Source organism: Colwellia sp. BRX8-5 (assembly GCF_014077325.1).
GTDB lineage: Bacteria > Pseudomonadota > Gammaproteobacteria > Enterobacterales > Alteromonadaceae > Colwellia_A.
Map to the genome: position 1 here is coordinate 1 of NZ_JACGVR010000039.1, position 23,462 is coordinate 23,462.

The 23,462-nt window shown below is 38.2% G+C and carries 19 protein-coding genes and 4 tRNA genes; 12 read left to right on the plus strand and 11 right to left on the minus strand.

The window, feature by feature from the left end; all coding sequences use genetic code 11:
• Positions 1-68 precede the first annotated feature (68 nt).
• The 8 genes from H4J62_RS17715 to H4J62_RS17750 form a co-directional block, all read right to left on the minus strand.
• Positions 69-145: transfer RNA gene (locus H4J62_RS17715), tRNA-Asp, on the minus strand.
• A 139-nt stretch (positions 146-284) separates the two neighbouring features.
• A tRNA-Asp gene (locus H4J62_RS17720) sits at positions 285-361 on the minus strand.
• Positions 362-448: 87 nt separating this feature from the next.
• A tRNA-Asp gene (locus tag H4J62_RS17725) sits at positions 449-525 on the minus strand.
• Between the two features lie 52 nt (positions 526-577).
• A tRNA-Asp gene (locus H4J62_RS17730) sits at positions 578-654 on the minus strand.
• A gap of 167 nt (positions 655-821) precedes the next feature.
• Positions 822-2,150, minus strand: a complete 1,329-nt coding sequence (locus H4J62_RS17735) for a TIGR03503 family protein (protein WP_182216150.1) — start codon at positions 2,148-2,150, stop codon at positions 822-824.
• Positions 2,138-2,863 carry a DNA polymerase III subunit epsilon gene (gene dnaQ, locus H4J62_RS17740; RefSeq protein WP_182216152.1) on the minus strand — a complete coding sequence of 242 codons (726 nt, stop codon included), beginning with the start codon at positions 2,861-2,863 and terminating at the stop codon, positions 2,138-2,140. Before dnaQ ends, H4J62_RS17735 begins: the two co-directional genes overlap by 13 nt.
• 10 nt (positions 2,864-2,873) lie before the next feature.
• Positions 2,874-3,374 (minus strand): DUF2919 family protein, encoded by a 501-nt coding sequence (locus H4J62_RS17745; RefSeq protein WP_182216154.1) that lies wholly within the window; start codon positions 3,372-3,374, stop codon positions 2,874-2,876.
• Positions 3,367-4,101, minus strand: coding sequence for a DUF599 domain-containing protein (locus H4J62_RS17750; RefSeq protein WP_182216155.1), 735 nt, complete (start codon positions 4,099-4,101; stop codon positions 3,367-3,369). Before H4J62_RS17750 ends, H4J62_RS17745 begins: the two co-directional genes overlap by 8 nt.
• 249 nt (positions 4,102-4,350) lie before the next feature.
• Here H4J62_RS17750 and H4J62_RS17755 point away from each other — a divergent pair, with 249 nt between their 5' ends.
• Both H4J62_RS17755 and H4J62_RS17760 read left to right on the plus strand, forming a co-directional pair.
• On the plus strand, positions 4,351-6,747 hold the full coding sequence (locus tag H4J62_RS17755; RefSeq protein WP_182216157.1) for a carbohydrate binding family 9 domain-containing protein: 2,397 nt from the start codon (positions 4,351-4,353) through the stop codon (positions 6,745-6,747).
• Positions 6,748-6,918: 171 nt separating this feature from the next.
• On the plus strand, positions 6,919-9,228 hold the full coding sequence (locus H4J62_RS17760) for a carbohydrate binding family 9 domain-containing protein (protein ID WP_182216159.1): 2,310 nt from the start codon (positions 6,919-6,921) through the stop codon (positions 9,226-9,228).
• 173 nt (positions 9,229-9,401) lie between these two features.
• Here H4J62_RS17760 and H4J62_RS17765 read toward each other — a convergent pair whose 3' ends face one another.
• Together H4J62_RS17765 and H4J62_RS17770 are read right to left on the minus strand one after the other, a co-directional pair.
• Positions 9,402-10,454: a hypothetical protein gene (locus H4J62_RS17765; RefSeq protein WP_182216161.1), complete on the minus strand. Its 1,053-nt coding sequence runs from the start codon at positions 10,452-10,454 to the stop codon at positions 9,402-9,404.
• 78 nt (positions 10,455-10,532) lie between these two features.
• Entirely contained in the window at positions 10,533-11,585 is a 1,053-nt protein-coding gene (locus H4J62_RS17770) for a hypothetical protein (protein WP_182216162.1), read from the minus strand.
• A gap of 570 nt (positions 11,586-12,155) precedes the next feature.
• Between H4J62_RS17770 and cysK the strand changes: the two genes are divergently transcribed.
• Positions 12,156-13,124 (plus strand): cysteine synthase A, encoded by a 969-nt coding sequence (gene cysK / locus H4J62_RS17775; RefSeq protein WP_182172979.1) that lies wholly within the window; start codon positions 12,156-12,158, stop codon positions 13,122-13,124.
• 51 nt (positions 13,125-13,175) lie between these two features.
• Here the strand turns inward: cysK and H4J62_RS17780 are convergent, their stop codons facing one another.
• A complete protein-coding gene (locus H4J62_RS17780) occupies positions 13,176-13,958 on the minus strand; it encodes an alpha/beta fold hydrolase (protein ID WP_182216164.1) in 783 nt (260 codons plus the stop codon).
• A 261-nt stretch (positions 13,959-14,219) separates the two neighbouring features.
• Between H4J62_RS17780 and H4J62_RS17785 the strand changes: the two genes are divergently transcribed.
• The 9 genes from H4J62_RS17785 (at position 14,220) to kynA (ending at position 23,361) form a co-directional block, all read left to right on the plus strand.
• Positions 14,220-15,008: an SDR family oxidoreductase gene (locus H4J62_RS17785; RefSeq protein WP_182216166.1), complete on the plus strand. Its 789-nt coding sequence runs from the start codon at positions 14,220-14,222 to the stop codon at positions 15,006-15,008.
• Between the two features lie 36 nt (positions 15,009-15,044).
• Positions 15,045-16,502: an aldehyde dehydrogenase gene (locus H4J62_RS17790; RefSeq protein ID WP_182216168.1), complete on the plus strand. Its 1,458-nt coding sequence runs from the start codon at positions 15,045-15,047 to the stop codon at positions 16,500-16,502.
• A gap of 264 nt (positions 16,503-16,766) precedes the next feature.
• A complete protein-coding gene (locus H4J62_RS17795; RefSeq protein WP_182216170.1) occupies positions 16,767-17,249 on the plus strand; it encodes a RidA family protein in 483 nt (160 codons plus the stop codon).
• Positions 17,250-17,251: 2 nt separating this feature from the next.
• Positions 17,252-17,809, plus strand: coding sequence for a 3-hydroxyanthranilate 3,4-dioxygenase (locus H4J62_RS17800; protein WP_220465348.1), 558 nt, complete (start codon positions 17,252-17,254; stop codon positions 17,807-17,809).
• A gap of 3 nt (positions 17,810-17,812) precedes the next feature.
• On the plus strand, positions 17,813-18,820 hold the full coding sequence (locus H4J62_RS17805; RefSeq protein WP_070373934.1) for an amidohydrolase family protein: 1,008 nt from the start codon (positions 17,813-17,815) through the stop codon (positions 18,818-18,820).
• Positions 18,817-19,755 (plus strand): cyclase family protein, encoded by a 939-nt coding sequence (locus H4J62_RS17810; protein WP_182216172.1) that lies wholly within the window; start codon positions 18,817-18,819, stop codon positions 19,753-19,755. Before H4J62_RS17805 ends, H4J62_RS17810 begins: the two co-directional genes overlap by 4 nt.
• A 3-nt stretch (positions 19,756-19,758) precedes the next feature.
• Positions 19,759-21,072: a kynureninase gene (gene kynU / locus H4J62_RS17815; RefSeq protein ID WP_182216174.1), complete on the plus strand. Its 1,314-nt coding sequence runs from the start codon at positions 19,759-19,761 to the stop codon at positions 21,070-21,072.
• Positions 21,069-22,505, plus strand: a complete 1,437-nt coding sequence (locus tag H4J62_RS17820; protein WP_182216176.1) for an NAD(P)/FAD-dependent oxidoreductase — start codon at positions 21,069-21,071, stop codon at positions 22,503-22,505. Before kynU ends, H4J62_RS17820 begins: the two co-directional genes overlap by 4 nt.
• Complete coding sequence (gene kynA, locus H4J62_RS17825) at positions 22,498-23,361, plus strand: tryptophan 2,3-dioxygenase (protein ID WP_182216177.1); 864 nt, start codon at positions 22,498-22,500, stop codon at positions 23,359-23,361. The genes H4J62_RS17820 and kynA overlap by 8 nt, the downstream gene beginning before the upstream one ends.
• Positions 23,362-23,462 lie beyond the last annotated feature (101 nt).

Below are 23,462 nucleotides of genomic sequence, written 5' to 3' on the forward strand. Positions count from 1 at the left end.
CTTGAGGTCTTGAGGTCTTGAACTATTTTAATTTTTTATATGACTATAAAAAACAGTAAAAACAATGTTGGCGGAGTGGACGGGACTCGAACCCGCGACCCCCGGCGTGACAGGCCGGTATTCTAACCAACTGAACTACCACTCCGCTGTATTGCTTTCTTCAAGTTTTACTACCTAAGTAGACGGTACTTAAACCCGTGATTTTACTTTTGAATGTTAGTATAAAAGATGTCACGCCTTTTATAGTTAGGTCATTCAAACCTTATTCTTAATTTAAACAATGTTGGCGGAGTGGACGGGACTCGAACCCGCGACCCCCGGCGTGACAGGCCGGTATTCTAACCAACTGAACTACCACTCCGCTGTATTGCTTTTGAATGTTATAATAAAAGATGTCACGCCTTTTATCGTTAGGTCATTCAAACCTTATTCTTTACTTAAACAATGTTGGCGGAGTGGACGGGACTCGAACCCGCGACCCCCGGCGTGACAGGCCGGTATTCTAACCAACTGAACTACCACTCCGCTGTATTGTTTTAAACGTTTAGTAAAACTAGGTGCTTAACCTTTGATTAATTGGCGGAGTGGACGGGACTCGAACCCGCGACCCCCGGCGTGACAGGCCGGTATTCTAACCAACTGAACTACCACTCCGCTGTATAATCAACACATTCGTCAACAAGTCGTTGAATGCGGCGGAGATAATACGGTTAAGACGCAGAGCAGTCAACCACTTTTTTAATATAATTAACTGTATGCACGTTTGATGTACAATACGGAGGAATTACATTCAAAAATGGCTTTATTTAATTGGCTATTCATCATTTTTTGTTCTTTTTTCGGCGAGATATAAAGTAAAAGACTAACGCAATAAGGACGATTCCGACGTTTGCAACAGCAATAATAATATAAGTTTGTAGATCTTTTTCACTTTTTGCGCTTTCTTGTTCGACTTTAGCTTCTTGCAACTCCATGGCTAATTGTTTAGCTTTTTCCTCTGCTAGTATAATTTTATCGGTAATAACAACATCCGCTTTGTCTACAGGGAGTGATGTCATTTCACCATTAGCATTTAGGGTCGGCATCACTAAGCCCGTTTTACTTTCTGCATTAAAGGTAAATTGTTCTAACACTAAACGGAATTCGCGGCCGTTAATTGTTTTGCCAAAAACACTCACTTGTATACGATGAACACCTGACTCGGTGTAAGCAAGTTCGTAAGTACGTAAATTTCCTTTTCCTTCCATAATAGAAAATGGTACTTCTTGACGGTCTGGAAAAATAACTTTCCCTTGAAACAAAACACTATCCATATCTACATAAGTGGGGTCGATAGTAAAGATGACCTTGTGAGACTTCCCGACTTCCATTACGGGTTCAACAGAAATGGTAATTGGTGTCTTTTGCAAAATAATGGGTTTTTGTCGTAACTCTCGAGTAGCCATCGGCATAATAACAGAGTAAATAGGTAGCCATTCACCCGGAGCAAAAGCAAGTTCAAATTCGCCGGTAAAGACACCATCCTTGGCATACTCATCTAAGTCACGGCCATCATCACGAAACTGCGCTATTTTAATGGGTTCAGCACCAAAATTATCATACGCAGAATTATTGGTACTAAAAAAATCTACATTGAGGTTAATAACGTCACGAAAGAGTGGATCGTCAATAGCTTGTTCTCCATTATAAAGGTGCCCTTCAATTTTTAAGGTTTCTCCCGAGAGGATAACCTCAGGTAAGGGGTCAACTTTAATAGTGACATCAGTGACAACCATAATGTGGCTTTGCGGTAAAATATCACCAATAGCCTGCCAAGGGCCGGGCATTGGATTTTTAATGGTGATTAAATCAAAAGTACGATCATCAAACCAAGTGATTTTATCTTTAGGTAAATTATTAATTTTAATTTTGGTGCCATCAGGGCGCACAAGTATGATGGGTGGCGTGCCACTTCTTCGATAAAATAACAGAGTTATTTCTTCAAGCAAGGCATCTATTTTAAACCGATTTTCAAAATAAGGAATAGCATTGGTAACATTATCTGATTGGTAATAATCAATTTTGGTTTGTTGTCCATAACTTGGTATAGATATCAATAGAAAGGCTACTACTATGATAATAAAAAGTTTTGACTGACCTATTTGGGCCATATTGGTTCGCTCCCTTTTTCAGCAACAATCGCTAATCTTTCACTATGCTTAATAAGTTCATCGGCAGAAGCTTGGATAACCTTTAATTTTGTTCGTTGTGCGGGTAAACGACGAATAGCATTACTGTCACCTGATTCGCTGCCTGCTGATAGATTTAACACGGACTGCTTACGCGTCATCTCTACATAAACAAACGCTAAAAGTTGAGCATCGATTAATGCACCATGATAAGTGCGGTCGACTAATTTATCGACACGATAGTAACGGGCTAAATAATCTAGGGTCTTTGGTGAACCAAATTCATCTTTTGAAACATGCAACGTATCTATAACAGTACACATATCACGAGTGTTGGGAATATTTCGCTTTAATAAAGCAAATTCATTGTCCATAAAGCCGATATCAAATTTAGCGTTATGAATAACAAGGCGTGCACCTTTAATAAATCCGATAAAGTCATCGGCGACTTGACTAAATAAAGGTTTATCACGAAGGAACTCATTGGTTAATCCGTGAATATTGATAACTTCCTGATCCATTTCAAATAATGGATTGATATAAACGTGAAAACTACGACCGGTTAACTGTCGGTTGATCATTTCAACACAGCCTACTTCAACAATTCGGTGCCCTTCCCTAGGATTAATACCCGTTGTTTCTGTATCTAATATAATTAATCGTTCATCTTGCTGTACAGCTTGTTCGTTATTCATTGTGATTTCATCACCTTTTTTTTGGGTCAGGAAGTGGCTCTGGAAACTCAGTAATATTTATTGTAAATTTTTTACTGAGATTTAACATGATTATAAGCGCTCCAACAATAATAGCTTGGGTAATTAACCATGTTAATGACAGTAAATGCCAATAAAAAAAGCCAACTAAGCAAATAATCAAATCAAAAAGTAAGGCGAAAGTGAGAATACCTTTACCATGGCGCCATGATTTTTTAACCCAACCTTTCGCATTTGGCCGCCGTAAACTTAAGACAAGGACAATAAAAACACCTAACGCCCCAGAGCCTAAGCTTAAATAAAACAATGATGTTTCAGGGTATATCCATTGAATAATACCAACACGGTCTTTCATATTGGTTACCGACATTAGCCAAACAACATAACCCCGTAAAATAAAAATCAAGGCTACGTAGACCCATTTTGATATTTTCAAACAATCAAAATTGTCAAAATCTTGCACCGAATAAGCAGAGTAATTATGTTTACTCATCAATATCATGACCGCGCTTTTTTGTATGCTCTATTCTTAAGTGCTCTTGTGCGGCGGTAATAGCTTTTACTGCTCGGGATCTAAATTCACGATAAAATAAAGTATAAACAACCAGTAAACTGGCAAAAATAAATAACGCAGGATGAAAAAACCAACACATTGCCGCAATAGAAAAATAATAAGAACGTAATCCATAATTATAAGAATGTGCGGCTTGGTCTTGTACTATTGCCATTTGTTTTGCATAGGCACGCAAGTTTTCATCTTCGCCTAACTCATCATAAGGCGCAGCACCAATCATGACATTTAAAAAGCCATACTGTCGCATAGACCAAGTAAATTGAAAAAAGGACATAATGAAAATAAAAGCTAAGACACCTAATTTTAATTGTATCGCCGCATGATTTGGAAAATCAGCATAGGGAATTGAACCTATTACCGCTTCTAAACGTTCGACTTGAGCGAATAGAGTCAATACACCGGCTAAAACCAGTAAAGTTGTTGAAGCAAAAAAAGCAATATTTCGCTCCAAATTTGCTAACAACGCAGCTTCACCAACACGAATATCTCGCGTCATTAGCTCATTCATCCAATGAATTCTATGTTGATGAAGACATCTGGCGATACAATTAGTGTTTTTTGCCTTGACACGAGCAAACCAAGTGTAACCAATCCAACAAGTTACAAAGCATATAAAGGCAAGAATATCGAGTAAAGTAAGTGGCATAATAATGAAGAACTAGATAACAGGCATTCCATTATGCAGGAGAATATTTATAGATTCGAGCTAAATTTTCTACGATTAAGCATGCAAAAAATGTTAGAAAAAACCATTAATCGTATTCCTTATACCAGTTATCGTAATTCCTTTGACAGAAAGTCTAACTTTCTTCACCATCGCCGGTAAATCTATTACTTAAGTTTACCGTCAGTATTGCAGATAAACTTTGTGCAAACACTTTCCTTTGGAGCATCAATGTTCACTGTCAAATTCAGCCATATTTTGACTATTTCCACTTTATTATTTTCTTTTCATTGTAAAGCTAACGCGCAACAGTCAACCCAAATCCCAAGGATTTCAGGTAAAATAACCATAGATGCTAAATTAGATGAAAAACAATGGCGCCATGCAAAAAAAATATTAATCAATAACGTTACTCGTCCATACGACAATATACCTAGCCAAGTTCATACCGAAGCGTTATTAATGGAAGATGGCGGTACTTTCTATATTGCTTTCATTGCTGAAGATCCCAACCCAAGCCAAATTCGAGCGTTTTACCGCGATAGAGATCAATCATGGGGTGACGATGTCGTTGGCATAAAAATTGACACTTATAACGACCAACGTTCGGCTTATCGATTTTTAGTCAACCCTTTAGGCTCTCAAATCGACGGTGTCGAAAATGAAATAACGAAAAGTGAAAGTGATTCTTGGGATGGCATCTGGGACAGTGCAGGAATAATTAACGATAAAGGCTATATAGTAGAAATGGCTTTACCCCTTCGTATGCTTAACTTTACTGAAAAATCGTCATTACAAGATTGGGGCATTGAATTAATGCGTTTTTATCCGAGAAACGAATTTTTTCGTTTCTCAAACGTCCGCCTTGAACGAGATAACGACTGTGAGTTATGCCAACTTCACACGATTGAAGGCTTTACGGGGGCAAAACAAGGCGATAACTTAACCGTTACGCCTTCACTTGTTACCGGCGTTAATGAACAAAGAGAAAATAATGAGGATTGGCAGAGTGAAACCAACACAGAAGCTAGCTTAGATGTTCGTTGGGGAATAACACCTGACTGGGTGTTGAATGCCACAATTAATCCAGACTTTTCAACAGTTGAAACAGATAATGCTCAGTTAAATATCAATAATAACTTTGCACTTTTCACCCAAGAAAAAAGACCGTTTTTTCTAGATAATGCTGATTACTTTGATTCAAATTATAACCTGATTTATACCCGAAATATTAACGCGCCAAACTACGGTGCTAAATTAACTGGTCGAGAAAATGATCACTCCTTTGGTTTATTTGTCACCGATGACGACAGTACCAATATTTTAATCCCCGGTAATAGAGGCTCTTCCATAGCGAGCATCGAAGGCGAATCAAAAGCAAGCGCTTTTCGCTATCGTTACAATTTTAACGAAAACATCACTATGGGGACCGTAAGTACCATACGTACCGCCGAAGATTATCAAAATATAGTACACAGTGTCGGCAGTCAAATTAGACTTTCAACGGCTGATGTCTTTAAGTTTCAAGCGCTTTATTCAACTACAGAATATCCTGATAACTTATTTGAGCAATTTTGTAATGCCGATGATAGCGACGATTCAAGTGAGTCAGACAATTGCCATGCGCCACCAGAAAACATTGACTGTGGCTATAGTCAATGTGATTACAATGAGCAGGTTTTACGGACCTTAAAAGATGATAAGTTTAGTGGTAGTGCCTTTAAAACAAGCTATTCTCACAATGACCGAGACTGGTATTACCGCGTAACATACGATCAGCAAAATTCTGGCTTTCGTGGTGATTTAGGCTTTATTCCTAATGTTGACTACAAGCGTTTTTCTGTTGGTGGTGATAGAAAGTGGTATGCGAAACCAGGCGAATGGTGGACGAAATTTAAAATATATTCTGATTGGGATATCACCCATAACGACAATAATGAATTGATTGAAAAAGAATTTGATATCAACGCTCAACTAAATTCAAGTATGAATTCATACTTCCGCTTTTCTTATTCAAACCGTGATTTAGTCGGTTTAAGAAAAGATAAAAGTATTTTAGCCATTGACGGTAACACCACCTTATTTACCGAAAATCAATTTTCACTCTTTGGTGAAGTTAATCCAATGCTAGGTCTATACTTTAACAGTAACTTTAAATACGGCGATGCCATTGATTACAGAAACAACCGTCTTGGCCGTACTAAACAGTGGAGTTCACAGGTAACCTTAAATGTTGATAAGCATTTAGAATTAAATATCAAACATACCTTTAATCAATTAGATGCCACTAATAATAACGTCGATGCGACCAGTAACAACGTCTTTACTGCAAGATTGACCGATTTTAGAGCAACGTACCAATTTAATGTATTAAGTTTTTTACGGTTTAGTTTTATTTATAATAATACCAACAGAAATATTAATAATTATATTTACACGGATCCCGAAGATATTACCCAAAGCAGGAAGAACGTCTCAACTGAATTGTTGTACGCCTACAAGTTGAATTCGCAAACAGTTTTCTATCTAGGCTATTCGGATAGACACTTCACCGAAGAAGATTTTAGCGACTTAAATCAAAATAAACGTAATCTCTTTATGAAGTTTAGCTATGCTTGGATGAAGTAAAAATAAATAAAAATCTCATCAGCTTTTACGTAAAGTCGCCATTTGGCGACTTTTTTATTGCCTGCTAATAATAGAGCTAGAATAATTAATGATTGTTTTAACTGCATTTTTTTGACACAATTTATCCAGAGTCACAATATAAAAATAATAAAATGTAACCCTGGAGAGAAAATGTTGTTGTTAAGAAGTAGCTACAAAGCCTTAGTAGCTAGTATATTCTTACTATTTTCACAGAATAGTTTTGCTGAACAAAATGCCCAAGAACAAACAATTAATAAAATCGATCATTTATCGATACCTTATGCTAAAACAAAAGTCACCATAGACGGCAACATCAACGAAGAGGAATGGTCTCAGGCATTATCCATAGAGCTCAACATTGTTAATTCCCCTTGGAATAATAAGCCTAGCCCAGTTAAAACCACCGCAAAAATATTTGAAAATGGCGAGACCATTTATATCTCTTTTATTGCCCAAGATCCCAACCCAGAAGAAATAATTGCCTACTTAGGTGACCGAGATACACGACTCGAAGACGATGTGGTGGGTATAAAACTCGACACTTACAACAATCGACGATTAAGTTATGAACTCTTTGTTAATCCTTACGGATCGCAAATCGATAGAATAAAAAACGAACTCACCGGTGATGTCAATTCAGCTTGGGATGGTATGTGGCAATCGTTTGGCAAAAGAACAGCGAGTGGCTATCAAGTTGAAATGGCTGTGCCCTACCATGCATTGAACTTTGCTGACACAGATGAAGAAAAAACCTGGGCAATTGAGTTTATTCGTCTCTACCCGCGCGACTCTCGCCTGCGTATATCTCATATACCGCTCGACCGAGACAATGATTGTTGGTTATGCCAAATACCTGAAGCAAAAGGTTTTAAAGATGCAAAAACCGGTAACAATTTAACAATCACGCCAGCAATAGTGGCAAGTAAAAATGATACTCGTGACATTTACGACCCACAAGATGAATGGCAAAGCGATAACGACACCGAAGCGGGCGTTGACTTACGCTGGGGGATTAATGCCAACACGCTATTAAACGTTACGGTAAACCCAGATTTTTCGACAGTAGAGTCTGATGCGGGACAACTTAGCGTTAATAAAACCTATTCCTTGTTTTATCGTGAGGCTCGCCCTTTCTTTGTAGAAAACTCAGATTATTTCTCTTCAAATTTTAATTTAGTTTATACCAGAAACATTGCCGACCCTGATTATGGTGCAAAATTAACGGGTACTAATGACAACCATACCTATGGTGCTTTTATTAGTCATGACACAGAAACTAATTTTATTGTGCCAGGGAATACCGGATCACGTTTAAAATCGTTAGATGAAGAAAGCCACTCTGGCGCATTTAAATATCGCTACGACTTTTCTGAAGACTTTTCATTAGGTGCAATTAGCACCTTAAGAAAGTCTGATAGTTATCAAAATACCGTTGCCGGTATCAATACCAAATATAAAATGGATGACTCGAATGCTATTCTTGCACAAGTTGTTCATTCAAACAGTGACAATTCAATAGAGGAGTCGACTGATTTTGCCGACCAAGCGGTCAAACTTAGTTATGAGCACAACTCGGAGTATTGGTCGGTAAGTGCTGAACATCAAAAAATAGGTAAAGATTTCCGCGCTGATTTAGGTTTTATGCCCCAAGCTGATTATCAAGATGAGAGACTATTAGTTGACCGTTTCTTTTACAGTGAAGGCGACAGCTTTTGGCAAGAAGCAAAATTGTCAGGTCAGTGGCAAATTAAACACAATGAAAATGGTGAATTGCTCGAAAAAAGTTTGGCTTCGAGTTTTACGATTGATGGCCCTAAACTTTCACAATTTGATATTATGTTTACCTATGCAGATAAAATAGGGTTACGTAAAAGTGAGTTAAATCAATTGAATGGCGGCCTCGCAGCAATTGAGTTTGATGACTCTATTGACGGTAATACCGACCGGTTTACTGAAAAGCTTTTGACTATGTTTGCGTATATAAAACCAACAAGATACCTTTATGGTGAAGTTTATTTTTCTTTTGGTAAAAAAATAGATTACCAAAATAATCGCCTCGCTGATTATCAAGAAATTTATGCGAACACTCGCCTTAACCCAACCAGTCATTTAGAGATTGATTTTTCTTATACTTATGAAACTCTCGATACGAGTCAAGGTAATGTATACGATGCGAACATAGTGGAATTAAGAGTTTCTTACCAATTTGATGTGAACAGTTATCTTAAATTAAATGTTGTTTACTACGATGTAGATAAAAATCCAGATAATAATATTTCAGCTTATTCGAACACCAATAGTGATTTATCAACACAATTAATTTATAGCTATAAGCTTAATCCACAGACAGTATTTTTCTTAGGGTATTCAGACACTAGCTATCAAGATGACGACTTAACTACGTTAAGGCGTGGTGAACGTACTTTGTTTACTAAAGTTAGTTACGCTTGGATGCCTTAGCACCTTATTAATCGATAAATAAGTTTAGTTTGATAGCGGTTATCAAACTAAACTTTATTTTACACTGCGACTTTAATAAAAGCTCTGTCGTTGTTTGTCTACGGAAAATCAGCGCTATTCAGACGATTGATTAACACATCGTTTCATCAATTATCAACTATCAATCAAACCTTCTACCTGCCTTCTGCCATGTTCTGCAACAGTAGTAAGCGTTGTTGTTCCTGCGAAGAAGCTTGATAGGGCAAATCGCTTAAACTGTTGACTGCAAAACCTTTTATTGCATGTTCATCAATTGAACTATCACCGTACTTGGTCGGTTCACCGGGAGCAGGTGACATTAATTCAATTGAAAAAGTTGATAAGTAAAATGGCGCTTGCCTGCCTTGTAATACTGACCGGTGAGCTTTTAAATAAAGATGACTATTGCCCTTATTGAGTTTTGCTTTGCTAACTAAGTGGGCGATGGGTTGGTAATTGGCATCAAATAAATTTGCCCGCATTCTATATAGGCCTTGCTCTCTAGTGGTTAAATTAGCTTTTAATACCATATCAGCATCTTCATTGTAGGCCGGTTCAAAACTTTCTAGGGTAGCAACTGAATCAACATATTTAAGTGCTAGGGTAATATTAATATTCTTACCGTTAATTTTCGCCTTAATCGATGCTTGCAATTCTCGTGGCAAATCTCTTTTACCGGTAAAGTGTGAATGCCAGTTTTCTTCACCCTGTTCAAATTGACTAGTCAATAATACTTTACCTGTAATGATATCGACAAGTTGCAGTTCTGCGCCGGTAATATTTTCACCGGTTAGTGTCGCAAAAACGACTTCGGGATAGGTATAACGATATTTTGATAATGCGGCACTTACTTGAGTGCCATTGTCGTCGACTAACATAGATTGTGGATTAAAAAAATTAGGGGTTAAGCGGTCAAAATCTTTATCCGTTAAAGGTTGTGAATAGGGTGGAAAAGTTAACTCTGCCGCATACGCTTGTGCAACAAGTACTGCTGAATCGTTTGAAGTGATTTTATTAACTGTAGCCTCGAGCGAACTATTATTACTTGGCGGCTGTTCTGGCAAGCTAGTTGTCTTAATTGGAATTTTTTTTATCAAGGGTTCATTAACAATCGTTATTTTTTGCGGTATTGATGGCCAAAAGAGCCAAACAACAACGGCGATAGTAGATATAACACTGAATTTTTTTAACAATGATTTTTTTTTCATAACGGCTTTACTCTTTTGCCAAGACACTGTTGATTTTCCTTGATTAACCTAGAAAACCAACAGCCTTAACTATATTATTTAATTCGGAATCGCGTCATAAATGAGCGTTGACATACTGTCATCATTCGAATTTTCAACATAGAGATAATTACTCTTCCAAAGCCACCAGCCAGTCGTTTTAGTATAAGTGTCAAAGTAAATACTTTCTCCTGACAGTAGGTTTTTCTGATTACTTGCTGCCGTCACTTTACCTTGCTGTTGTGGCTCAAGTAACGAACCATGACTATAAGCTTTACCCATAAGCATTGGATAATGGTATGGCATAAAACCATTAACGGCATTACCTTGCTGTTCTATTTTACCATTTAACGCGATACCGTTACTGCAGCTACCGTATCTTGCTTGGCGATTAGCTCCGCAAGAGGAGTGCGTACCAACAACACCGTCGTCATTACCTTGAATAAATGGGCTAGTAACCCCTAAATATTCACTTGCATCACCGACAAAGCGTAGACGAGGGATCCTCGCATCTGGTAATGGTGCAAGTTGTCTAGCGTTATTGACTTTTAAGTCATTAAGTACGCCCATTTCATCGCCAAGATCGCCGCCTAACCAAGCCTCTAATGCTGCCTCAATGACAAAAGACCACGTTTCTGTACCCTCAGCAACACTTACCGCCACATCAGCAAGTTCACTACCACCACCTGCGCCGGCAATGTCAAAAGTTGCAACAATATTCAGTGGTGCTAATCCAGCATTTTCCAACCAAGTTTCTTGGTTATCTATAATATACCGTGCCACTAAATCACCGGTTGAATGTGTTACAAAGATGCAACCCGGTGTACAAAAGTTACTTTCAGAAAATGATTTCAACTTTGGCCAAACATAGTCTGTGGCTATTTTACCTTCTATTCGTTCATATGAAGGCCAGTCAATACGGGCATCACTGAGGTTATTCCAATAGCCTTGCCAGTAATTTTGACCACTCGCCGTAACGTCACCATCAACAATAAGTTGTTGTGGCTGAAAGCCATGGATAAGTACTATTTTATATTCTTTACTGTAAGAAGCTGCTGAGCAGAATGTCAGGCAGATCCCTGCTACAACCGTTATACGTTTGATTATATTCATTATTTCCCCAAATTATTTTAAATTTTATTTTATAATTATATTTTTACGTCTTATTTTTATTGGTACTACAACTCATCGGACGTTCGACCAGTTAAAATTGATAATAGTCCAATGACCATTTATTAGTCAATGGCTAATTATTTATAATTTTGATAGTTTATTGACAATTTATTGATAGTTTATTGATAGTAAAAGCAAGGACACTTTCAGAAGAAATCAACAAATTTTAAAATAATACCATTAAAAAAAGAGGTAAATTAATTCAAGCGCTGAACACTTTTTACTTATTAGCATAAAGAAGCGCCACCATAATATTAAAACCACTTTTAAAAAGCTTGTTTGTTATTCGCCAAGCTATCATTGGGGTTTAACAGCAATTATAATTAAAGAATAAAATAGGTTATTATCAAAAAGAACGATAATTACAGGCTAATAACACACTAACTTAACTAAAAAAGCATTTCTATATTCTTTTTTTGTATATAAGTTAACAAAATATCACTTCTTTTATTTCTATAAAGCGCTAACCTTGTGCTATTAAAGTAAATAAAGCTTTATTAAGGAGCTACCATGACGACAATATTTGAAGATAACTCAACCACTATAGGTAAAACGCCTTTAGTAAAACTTAACCGTGTAACTACCGGTAATGTTTTTGCAAAAATAGAATCAAGAAATCCAAGTGCGAGTATTAAGTGTCGTATTGGCGCAAACATGATCTGGGATGCAGAGAAGAAAGGCTTATTAACACCTGGTAAAGTAATCGTTGAGCCAACAAGTGGTAATACCGGCATAGCCCTTGCATTTGTTGCAGCAGCTCGAGGTTATGGCATTACGTTAACTATGCCACATACCATGAGTTTAGAACGCAGAAAGTTATTAGCGGCTTTAGGGGCTAAACTTGAATTGACCGATGGCGCCAAAGGTATGAACGGTGCTATAGCTAAAGCGCAAGAAATTAAAAATTCAGATCCAGACAAGTATGTTTTATTGGGGCAATTCGACAACCCTGCCAACCCTGAGATCCATGAAAAAACGACTGGTCCAGAGATCTGGGCAGATACCGATGGTAAGATTGATATTTTTGTTGCCGGTGTTGGAACAGGCGGTACCATTACCGGTGTTAGTCGTTATATCAAAAATATTGCCGGCAAAAACATTATGTCTGTAGCTGTTGAGCCTACTGACTCACCGGTTATTAGCCAAAAAATGGCGGGTGAAGCATTAACACCTGGCCCACATAAAATTCAAGGTATTGGTGCTGGTTTTATTCCTGGTAACTTAGACTTAAGCATGATCGATGCTGTTGAAAAAGTGACCAACGATGAAGCCATGGCAATGTGTCACCGCCTAATGAAAGAAGAAGGTATTCTTGCGGGTATTTCTTCAGGTGCCGCGGTTGTTGCCGCTAAACGTTTAGCTGAGAAGCCTGAAAACAAAGATAAAAATATCGTTGTTATTTTAGCAAGTTCCGCTGAACGTTACTTATCAAGTCCATTATTTAGTGATGAGTTCACTGATAAAGAACTTGTACAATAGTATTGACATCATCAAAATAAAAAGACGCTGAGGCGTCTTTTTTTTGTTTTATCAATCAGCAATAAAGCGAGCAATCGCCGGATGAATTAAGCCACTATGGCTTACCGGTCCCATATGTCCGGTTGGAAAACGTTGATGTTCAACATTGGGTAAATTGGCTTTAATTTGATTGGCTAATGATTGGCTCAGTTCAGGGCTGTGTTCCCCTGTCATCATTAACACTTTACAAGTAAGACCACTTAGATCGGTTAAAGTATATTTCTCTGATATTAAACCTTTAAAGTCTAAACTCACCTTAGGCATATCTCTTGCCATTATATCCTGAACTTTTTGTGGTAATGCTTTGAAAAAACCTGTTTTGTTCCAAAAATCAGTGAATATCTCTGCCGCCTGATACCTATCATCGATATTAACTTTATTAGCAAAGTTATCCGCTAACATTCGAGCGTCACTACTTTGTTCAAGTAAATGAAACGCAACCGGCTCATATAAAGAAAGACTTAATATTTTTTCTGGATTCTCTATGGCTAGCTTTAAGGCAATCGCACCGCCACAAGAATGCCCAACCAAGTGAAAAGACTGATGTTGAGCAACATGAGTAATAATTTTTTTAATACGGTTAATTTCAACATCAAAATTAAAATTTAACTCATCAGCGACTTTTTCTGCATTCCCATAACTGAGCAAATCAATATTGATGACTAAGTAGTGAGGTTCAAGCAGTTTGACTAAGGGTTGCCATTGTCTGGCTGAACTTAGCGAACTATGAAGAAGTACAACCGGTGTTCCCTGCCCTGAAATATAGGCACCTTTTAGTAGATTATTTATGGTCATTGCAGCTATTGATTAGCGATAAAACACCATTATCAGCTTAATCTAACAAATGTCAAAGTGAAATAACACTCAGTCTATTGATGAGCAATTACAGAGAATACGGCTATAAAAGTTTACAAAGTAAATAAATAAAACTTCACGCTTTTGCTGACATTAAATTATTTAATGTGATAGAAATTGGTTAACTCAAATTTTCAACGAAGTTAACTTAACGTCGTTTTGAAAAAGTCGTCTGAAAAAATACAATAATAAAGAGTATTCATGGATATAAATCTTCAAGGTAAAAGCGCATTGGTCTGTGGTTCAAGTCAAGGGATCGGTAAAGCCTGTGCAATTGAACTTGCTCAATTAGGCGCTAACGTCACACTATTTTCACGTAATCAAGCAGCCCTTGAATTAGTCAAAGCTGATCTTGATAAATCTCAAGGTCAAAAACATCAAGTATTAGTCGCTGACTTTTCGAATACAGAACAAGTAAAAACCGTGATCAATGCGCATATTAACGCATCGGGTGGTTATGATATTTTAATCAATAATACCGGTGGACCCGCACCTGGACCGGCCAATGAGGCTGGTGTCGATGAATTTATCAACGCCTTCAATTTACACTTAGTGTCCAACCATCACTTGGTTCAAGCGCTTATCCCTGGTATGAAAGAAAAGCAATATGGCCGTATTATCAATGTTATTTCTACGTCTGTTAAGCAGCCGCTCAATGGCCTAGGTGTTTCTAATACCATACGTGGTGCGGTGGCGAGCTGGGCGAAAACCTTAGCAAATGAATTGGGTGAATTTGGTATTACTGTCAATAATGTCTTACCCGGGGCTACTGCAACCGCTCGTTTGGATGCTATTATTTCAGGGAAAGCCAAAAAACAAAACATTTCAATTGAACAGGCTACGCTTAACGAAAAAGCAATTATTCCTATGCGCCGTTTTGCTAAACCCGAAGAATTTGCAGCTGCGGCCGCTTTTTTAGCATCGCCTGCTGCTGGCTATATTACAGGTATTAATTTACCCGTCGATGGTGGCAGAACCTCGTGCTTATAAGGTTTACTTTAATAAACAATAGCTAGAGGAATAATAATGCTCAATGAAAATAATATTATTGAAAACTTTATTGATGGCCAATATCAAGCGCCCGTCAATAATAATTATTTAGATAATATTGAGCCGGCCACGGGGCTAGTTTATGGCCAAATCCCCAATAGTGATATCGCTGATGTTGAACAGGCTGTTGCAGCAGCAGAGCTTGCCCTGCCAACATGGCAAACCTTAGCTTTAGAAGAACGTGCCGACTATTTAATTGCCATAGCACAAGAAATTGAAAACCAACTTGAATCCTTAGCACTTGCCGAAGCCACAGACAATGGTAAACCGGTTTCTTTAGCGAGAATGGTAGATATTCCACGTGCGGCAAGTAACTTTAAATTCTTTGCTCATGCCTGTTCGCAATTCGCTAGTGAATCTCATGCGATTGCTCATACGGCAATCAATTACACCTTGCGCCAACCTGTTGGTATTGTCGGCTGTATTTCCCCTTGGAATTTACCGCTGTATTTATTTACTTGGAAAATAGCACCAGCACTCGCTGCAGGTAATTGCGTGATTGCTAAACCCTCTGAAATAACCCCAAAAACGGCGGCAATGCTCGGCGCTATTTGTCTGAAAGTCGGTTTGCCTAAAGGTGTTTTAAATATATTACACGGAACAGGTGCAAGCGTTGGCGCTGAAATATGTAACCACCCTAAAATTAAAGCGATCTCATTCACTGGTGGCTCAGCAACGGGTGCAGCAATAGCAACTCAGCTTGCACCAAAATTTAAAAAACTATCATTAGAATTAGGCGGGAAAAACCCAGCATTAATTTTTGATGACTGTCATTTTGAAAGTACCGTTGAAGAAGTCTTTCGCGCCAGCTTTGCGAATCAAGGTCAAATTTGCTTATGTGCTTCACGTTTATATATTCAACGGGGCATATATGAAAAATTCAAAAAAGCATTAGTTGCAAAAGCACAAGCGCTTGTGCCACAAGACCCTTTACTTAATGAAACAAAAATGGGCGCGATTGTCTCCAAAGCTCATTTAGAAAAGGTACTTGGCTATATTGATTTAGCTAAAAAAGAAGGGGGTACTATTTTAGTGGGCGGTGAACAAGTGCTATTACCTGGTCGCTGTAAACAAGGTTATTTTTTACAACCAACTATCATTGAAGGCTTAAGTAATGATGCAAGTTGCAACCAGCAAGAGATCTTTGGCCCTGTTATTACCTTACAACTGTTTGATACTGACGAACAAGCACTGGCACTTGCCAACGAAAGTCAATATGGCTTAGCGGCGACTATTTGGACACAAAATATTAATAGAGCGCATCAACTCGCTGAACAAATAAATACCGGAATTGTGTGGATCAATTGTTGGTTACTGCGTGATTTACGAACGCCTTTTGGTGGTATGAATCATTCAGGTGTTGGTCGAGAAGGTGGTTTAGAAGCCATGCGATTTTTTACTGAACCCAAAAATGTATGCATAAAATACTCATAGGCTCAAATTAAAAAATGAATCAAATTTGTCATAAATTTAAATCTTCAGGAGCAATATTTGCCAGCGTATTAGGCTGCAAATGGACGCTCATTTAACCTATTTTCCTCTGGAGTTCCTTAGGGTGTTTTTCGGTGATTTCGAAATCCCCTATTTAGTCGTACTCAAGTCTACACACAATTGAAATAAATAAAGAACAAAGGTCTTTGATTGATTTTTGTCTACACTTATAACCATAAAAATATATTAATTACATCAGGATCCCTTATGAGCGATGTTAAAATTAAAACGTCTTTGAACCCGAAAATAATTAACGCGGAACAAGCACCAAAACCGGTAGGTTTATACCCTCACGCCCGACAAGTAGGCGACTTATTATTTCTTTCTGGTGTTGGCCCAAGAAAAGCGGGTTGCAAAGATATCCCTGGGGTTGTACTTGACGAGCAAGGTAAAATTAAAAGTTACGATATTGAAGCGCAATGTCATAGTGTATTCACCAATATTCGCTTAATTCTTGAAGCGTCAAATGCAAACTGGATGGACTTGGTTGATGTCACCGTATTTTTAACCAATATGGATGACGACTTCACCACCTACAATCGTATTTACGCAGAATACTTTGCCGATAACCAACCTTGTCGAACCACGGTTGAAATTAACAAATTACCAACGCCCATTGCCATTGAACTTAAATGTATCGCTGCGTTGAATCAACATAAAAAGCCTCATACTAAAACGACGGGGGAATAGTCATGTCAACGTTAAAAAACAGCATCGCTATGCCTTTTAATTTACATGCTTGGATTGATGAACATCGCCATTTACTTAAACCTCCCGTTTGTAATAAGCAAATTTTTGAACAAGACAATTTTATTGTGATGATTGTCGGCGGCCCAAATAATCGTAACGATTATCACTATAACGCAACCCCTGAATTATTTTATCAAATTGAAGGCGAAATGGTGCTTTCAGTGATTGATGGTTCGGTTGAAAAGAATGATCATCATGATCCTAAAAATTTTCAGGATATAAAAATTAAAGCTGGCGAGATATTCTTACTTCCACCAAAAATGTTGCATTCCCCACAGCGCTTTGAAAATAGCGTAGGTTTAGTGGTTGAACAAAAGCGAGCAAATAATCAAAAAGATGCACTTTATTGGTTTTGTCCTGACTGCAAAAAACAACTCTACACAGAAGCTTTTTATCTCGACAATATAGAAACAGACTTACCTAAAGTATTCACCCGTTTTTATGACACACCTGACAATTGCACTTGTCAGCAATGTGGCACAACAGTGACGAAGGGGTAAGTTATGTTAAAGATAGATATTCACACGCATATATTACCGAAGACCTGGCCTAATTTACGTGAAAAATACGGTTACGGGGGGTTTGTCAGTTTAGATCATCATAAATGTGGCTGTGCCCGAATGATGGTTGATGAAAAGTTTTTTCGTGAAATAGACCATAATTGTTGGGACCCTAAAGTTCGACTTGACGACTGTAAAAAGCACCATGTAGACGTACAAGTACTTTCAACGGTTCCTGTGATGTTTAACTACTGGGCAAAACCGAAAGATACTCTAGATTTATCGATGTATTTGAATGATCACATTGCCGGGATTGTTAACGACCACCCTAAGCGTTTTGTAGGGTTAGGTACTTTACCTATGCAATCGCCAGACCTTGCAATAAAAGAACTTGAACGTTGCATGAAAATTGGTTTGTCGGGCATTCAAATTGGTTCTCATATTAATGAATGGAATTTAGACCAAAAAGAGTTATTCCCTATTTTTGAAGCCGCACAAGACTTAGGTGCAGCTGTTTTTGTTCACCCATGGGACATGATGGCGAAAGAAAAAATGCCTAAGTATTGGTTGCCATGGCTCGTTGGTATGCCTGCAGAATCAAGCTTAGCGATATGCTCGATGATCTTTGGCGGCGTACTACAACGTTTACCTAAACTAAAAATAGCCTTTGCTCATGGTGGTGGTTCATTTCCATCAACTATTGGTCGTATTGAACACGGGTTTAATGTTCGTCCTGATTTATGTGCGGTTGACTGCCCTATTAACCCACGAGATTTTCTTCCTCAAATTTATTTGGATTCATTAGTACATGATGAATTAGCACTGAAATATTTAGTCGATTTGATGGGGCCAGACAATATTGCCTTGGGTACTGATTACCCATTTCCATTGGGTGAATTAGAACCTGGAAAGCTTATCGAGAATAGTCAGTTTTCTGATGATATTAAAGAAAAGTTACTGCATGGTTCAGCGCTTAAATGGTTAGGATTATCAAAAGAGCAATTTTTATGAGTATCGCGAATACGAAAGTTAACGTTAAAAATAGCACGATAAAAATAACCATAGAACTTAAACATGCTAGTTATCAAGTCAATATAGCAAACTCATGGTCATTGGCTATTCCTGTTAACTTTAATCAACCAACGCAACAGCCTAATCACTTTTCTGCCAATGCGGCTCTAGCCAGTCCAATGCAAGCGGGGGATTTTGTTGGTGATACGAAACAAGGTGGCAGTTGCAATGTAAATGAATTGACGATTAATCCGCATTGTAACGGTACCCATACAGAATCTATCGCACATATTTGTGATTTTTCAATGAACAGTCATGCTGTCAATAATGGTATCAATAATGAAACGCAGGCAAAGACATTAGCAGAGCTTAACTTACCCGCGTTAATGCCCTGCGCTGTAATATCATTAACACCTGAATTAGCTATAGAAAGTTCGGAGAATTACAGCCCTGACTTTTCTAAATATGATGTCATCATCAGTAAATCTGCACTTAAGAAAGCACTTGTTGATTATCACAATGAGCAATTACAAGCGTTGGTTATTCGAAGTTTGCCAAATAACAGTAGCAAAAAACATCAAGCTTATAACAGTGAGAATCAACCTGCTTTTTTCAGCCGTGAAGCCATTTTATATTTGAATGAACGCGGTGTTGAACACCTAATAGTAGATCTGCCATCAATTGACCGCTTACATGATGAGGGATTAATGACTTGTCACCATTTATTTTGGCAAGTTAATGAAGGTAGTCAGCAAGTAAACGAAAATAGCTTAGTGAATAAGACGATTACCGAAATAGCGTTTATTGATAATGAGATCCCTGATGACTTTTATTTTATCAATATTCAAACACCTGCTTTTCATAATGATGCAGCACCAAGTCGCCCTGTCCTATTTTCAACAAAAGAATTTAATGCTAAAGAAATGAGTAAATAACTTATGCCTATTCCCAATAAAACAATAAAAAATAATAAAACGACATTAGCATACGCCCAAACACTAGATCTTAATGATCCGTTAGCGAAAGTACGCGACCAGTTTGCCATTCCTAAACAAGCCAATGGTGACGATGAATATTACTTCACAGGAAATTCCCTTGGTTTACAACCCAAACTTGCTCGAGAATATGTTATTGAGTTACTTGACTCTTGGGGACAACGAGGCGTAAAAGGTCATTTTGAAGGTGACTTCCCTTGGATGCCCTATCACGAACTTTTAACCGAGCAATCAGCATTATTAGTGGGGGGTAAAAATGAAGAAGTGGTGATGATGAATTCATTAACCACAAACTTACATTTAATGATGGTGAGTTTTTATCAACCCCAAGGTAAACGTACTAAAATACTGATTGAAGATCATGCATTCCCTTCTGATCATTACGCCGTAGAATCTCAACTAAAACATCACAAACAAGATGTTGATAAGAATATGCTGCTGTGGACGCCAAGAGCAGGCGAAGAATTATTAAACACTGATGATTTATATCAAATTATTGAACAACAAGGCGATGAAATATCCCTGATATTATTGCCTGGTGTGCAGTACTACACTGGCCAAGTGCTGGATATGAAAACCATCACCGAAAAAGCGCACGCAAAAGGTATCATCGTGGGTTTTGATTTAGCCCACGCCGTTGGCAACATCGAAATGGAACTGCATAACTGGCAAGTCGACTTTGCATGTTGGTGCAGTTACAAATATTTAAACAGTGGTGCAGGCTCTGTTGCTGGTTGTTTTGTTCATGAAACCCATAGCACTAATTCAAACAGTGAAACGCAAGTGAACCGCTTTGCAGGTTGGTGGGGACACGACAAGTCAACTCGATTTAAAATGGAAAACAATTTTAAGCCTATTGCTACAGCTGAAGGCTGGCAATTATCGAACCCTCCCGTATTATCATTAGCGGCTATTCGAGGGTCACTTGATACCATAAAAATGGCAGGCGGGATCAGTGAGCTTCGTAAAAAATCAGTCAAGCTCACCCAATATATGACCGACTTAATCGCCAGTGAACTCGGCGATAAAATTCGTATTATCACCCCCAGTAATCAAGCTGAACGCGGTTGTCAGTTATCGTTAATGATTAATGTTAAAGGTCTTGACGGTAAAGCTATGTTCAACGCGTTAGAAGAAAATGGCGTAACCACAGATTGGCGTGAACCCAATGTTATTCGAGTGGCTCCCGTCCCTCTTTACAATCAGTTCCAAGATATTTATCACTTTGTCCGACTTTTAAAGGAGTGTTTACAATGAGCGTAAATGTTATATCTAAACCTGCCAATGAAACTAACATCACGGTAGCAGGAGCTGGCCCTATTGGCGCACTGCTTGCAATAATACTCGCTCGAAAAGGCTATAATATTAATTTATTTGAATCTCGCCCAGATTCTCGCCAGCATGATATATACCAAGGAAAATCGATTAACATTGCCCTCTCAGACCGTGGTTGGTTAGCACTTGAAGCGGTTGGTATTGCTGAACAAGTCCGTAAAGAAGCGCTCCCTATGAAAAAACGTGTCATGCATGGGGTTGATGGAACGATAACAGAGCAAGCTTATGGAAAAGACGACCAAGCTATTTGGTCGGTATCGCGCGCGGGCATTAATGAACAATTACTTAATTTGGCAGAAAAAGAAGCAAACGTAGCGTTGCACTTTGAAAAAAGACTTACCCATGTTGACTTTACTACGGGTTGTTCATCTTTCAGCTTTGATGTGGCACAAAGTAAAGGTCATATTGAAATTGACGCTGATTATATTTTTGGCGCCGACGGTGCTTTTTCAAAAGTACGCCGTCTTGCCCAAGAAACGCCACGCTTTAGCTATAGCCAATCTTTCATGCCTCAGTCTTATATCGAATTAACGATCCCAGCAAACGAAAACGAAACAGGCGATGCGCGTTTTAAAATGGAAAAAGAAGCCCTGCATATTTGGCCAAGAAAAGATTTTATGCTGATCGCTCTGCCCAACCCTGATGGTTCGTTCACTTGTACATTGTTTATGAATTATGAAAGTAAAAATGACGAAGCGCATTCATTTTGCAACTTAACAGAAAGAAGTCAAGTAGTTAAGTTTTTCAACGAAAATTTTGCCGATGCAATGCCCATACTAGCAGACCCCATCGACGACTTTATGTCCAAGAAAGCTAGCCCACTCTTTTTAGTTAAAGTGGACCCTTGGGTGATCAATAACAAAGTCGCATTAATTGGTGATGCTGCTCATGCAATGGTGCCTTATTACGGTCAAGGCATGAACTGTGGCTTTGAAGATTGCCGAGAGCTTGGTGAAATTATTGATCAATATAAAGGTCAATGGTGCGATATTTTTCCTGCTTATCAAAAACAGCGAAAAACAAATGCTGATGCTATTACTGAATTAGCTCAGCGTAATTTTGTTGAAATGAGTGAGCTCTCTGGTGACAGTAATTTTCTTTTGCAGAAAAAAATTGAAGCTAAATTTCATCAACTTCAACCTGAACTTTGGGTGCCACTTTATTCTATGGTGACCTTTTGCCCACACTTGCCTTATTCGCAAGCATTAGCAATCGGCGATCAGCAAAAATTAATTATGGCGAAAATAATGCAAATACCTGATATAGAAAGCTGTTGGCAAGACGATTTTGTTTACGAAAAACTGCTACAACTCGTTCAAGAAAACACTAAAAACAAGGATAATCTTGATGTCTAATTCTGGCTGTCCTTTTAATGGTGATGCAAACAAACGTGAAGTAGAAGAAGATATTCATACCGACTTTAACGATGATATGTCCTATGGTGATTACTTGCAGCTTGATAAAGTATTATCGGCTCAGCAACCGTTATCGAAAGAGCATGATGAGATGTTGTTTATTGTTATTCATCAGAGCAGCGAACTCTGGCTTAAACTTGCTGGCCATGAATTAACAAAAGCCATGGAGTGTTTACGCGCAGATGATTTTGGTCCCGCCTTTAAAGTTATCGCGCGGGTAAAACAAATATTCATTCAGTTGACTCAGTCATGGAATATTTTATCGACGCTTACCCCCGTTGATTACTTAAAGTTTCGTGATGACTTAGGACGATCCTCTGGGTTTCAGTCACTCGGATATCGAAAACTTGAATTTCTCTTAGGCAATAAAAACAGTGATATGCTTAAAGTCCATAAAAGTGATAATCAAGCCTATCAAGAGTTAGCATTATTACTCAATAGCCCCAGCTTATACGACGAAGTGATTGCCGCATTAGTAAAAGCAGGTTTTAACATTGATGACTGTGTGCTTAATCGCGATGTTAGCCAAGCTTATCAGAGTAATCAGAGTGTGGTAAAAGCATGGCTAATGGTCTATCAGCAACCCGAGAAATATTTTGAGCTATATGAGCTAGCAGAAAAGCTTGTCGACATCGAAGACTCTTTTCAACAATGGCGCTTTAAACACATGTATACCGTGCAACGGATCATTGGGTATAAGACGGGAACCGGTGGTTCTTCTGGGGTAGGCTTTTTGAAGAAAGCACTAGATGTTAGCTTTTTTCCTGAGTTGTTTGAAGTTAGAACACATTTATAATGTTTCTCACATCGTCATTTTAAGTCAACAGCTTACGAATTATGCTGTTGATTGATTTGGGATATTTATAATAAAGCACTCAACAATGTTGAGTGCTTTTT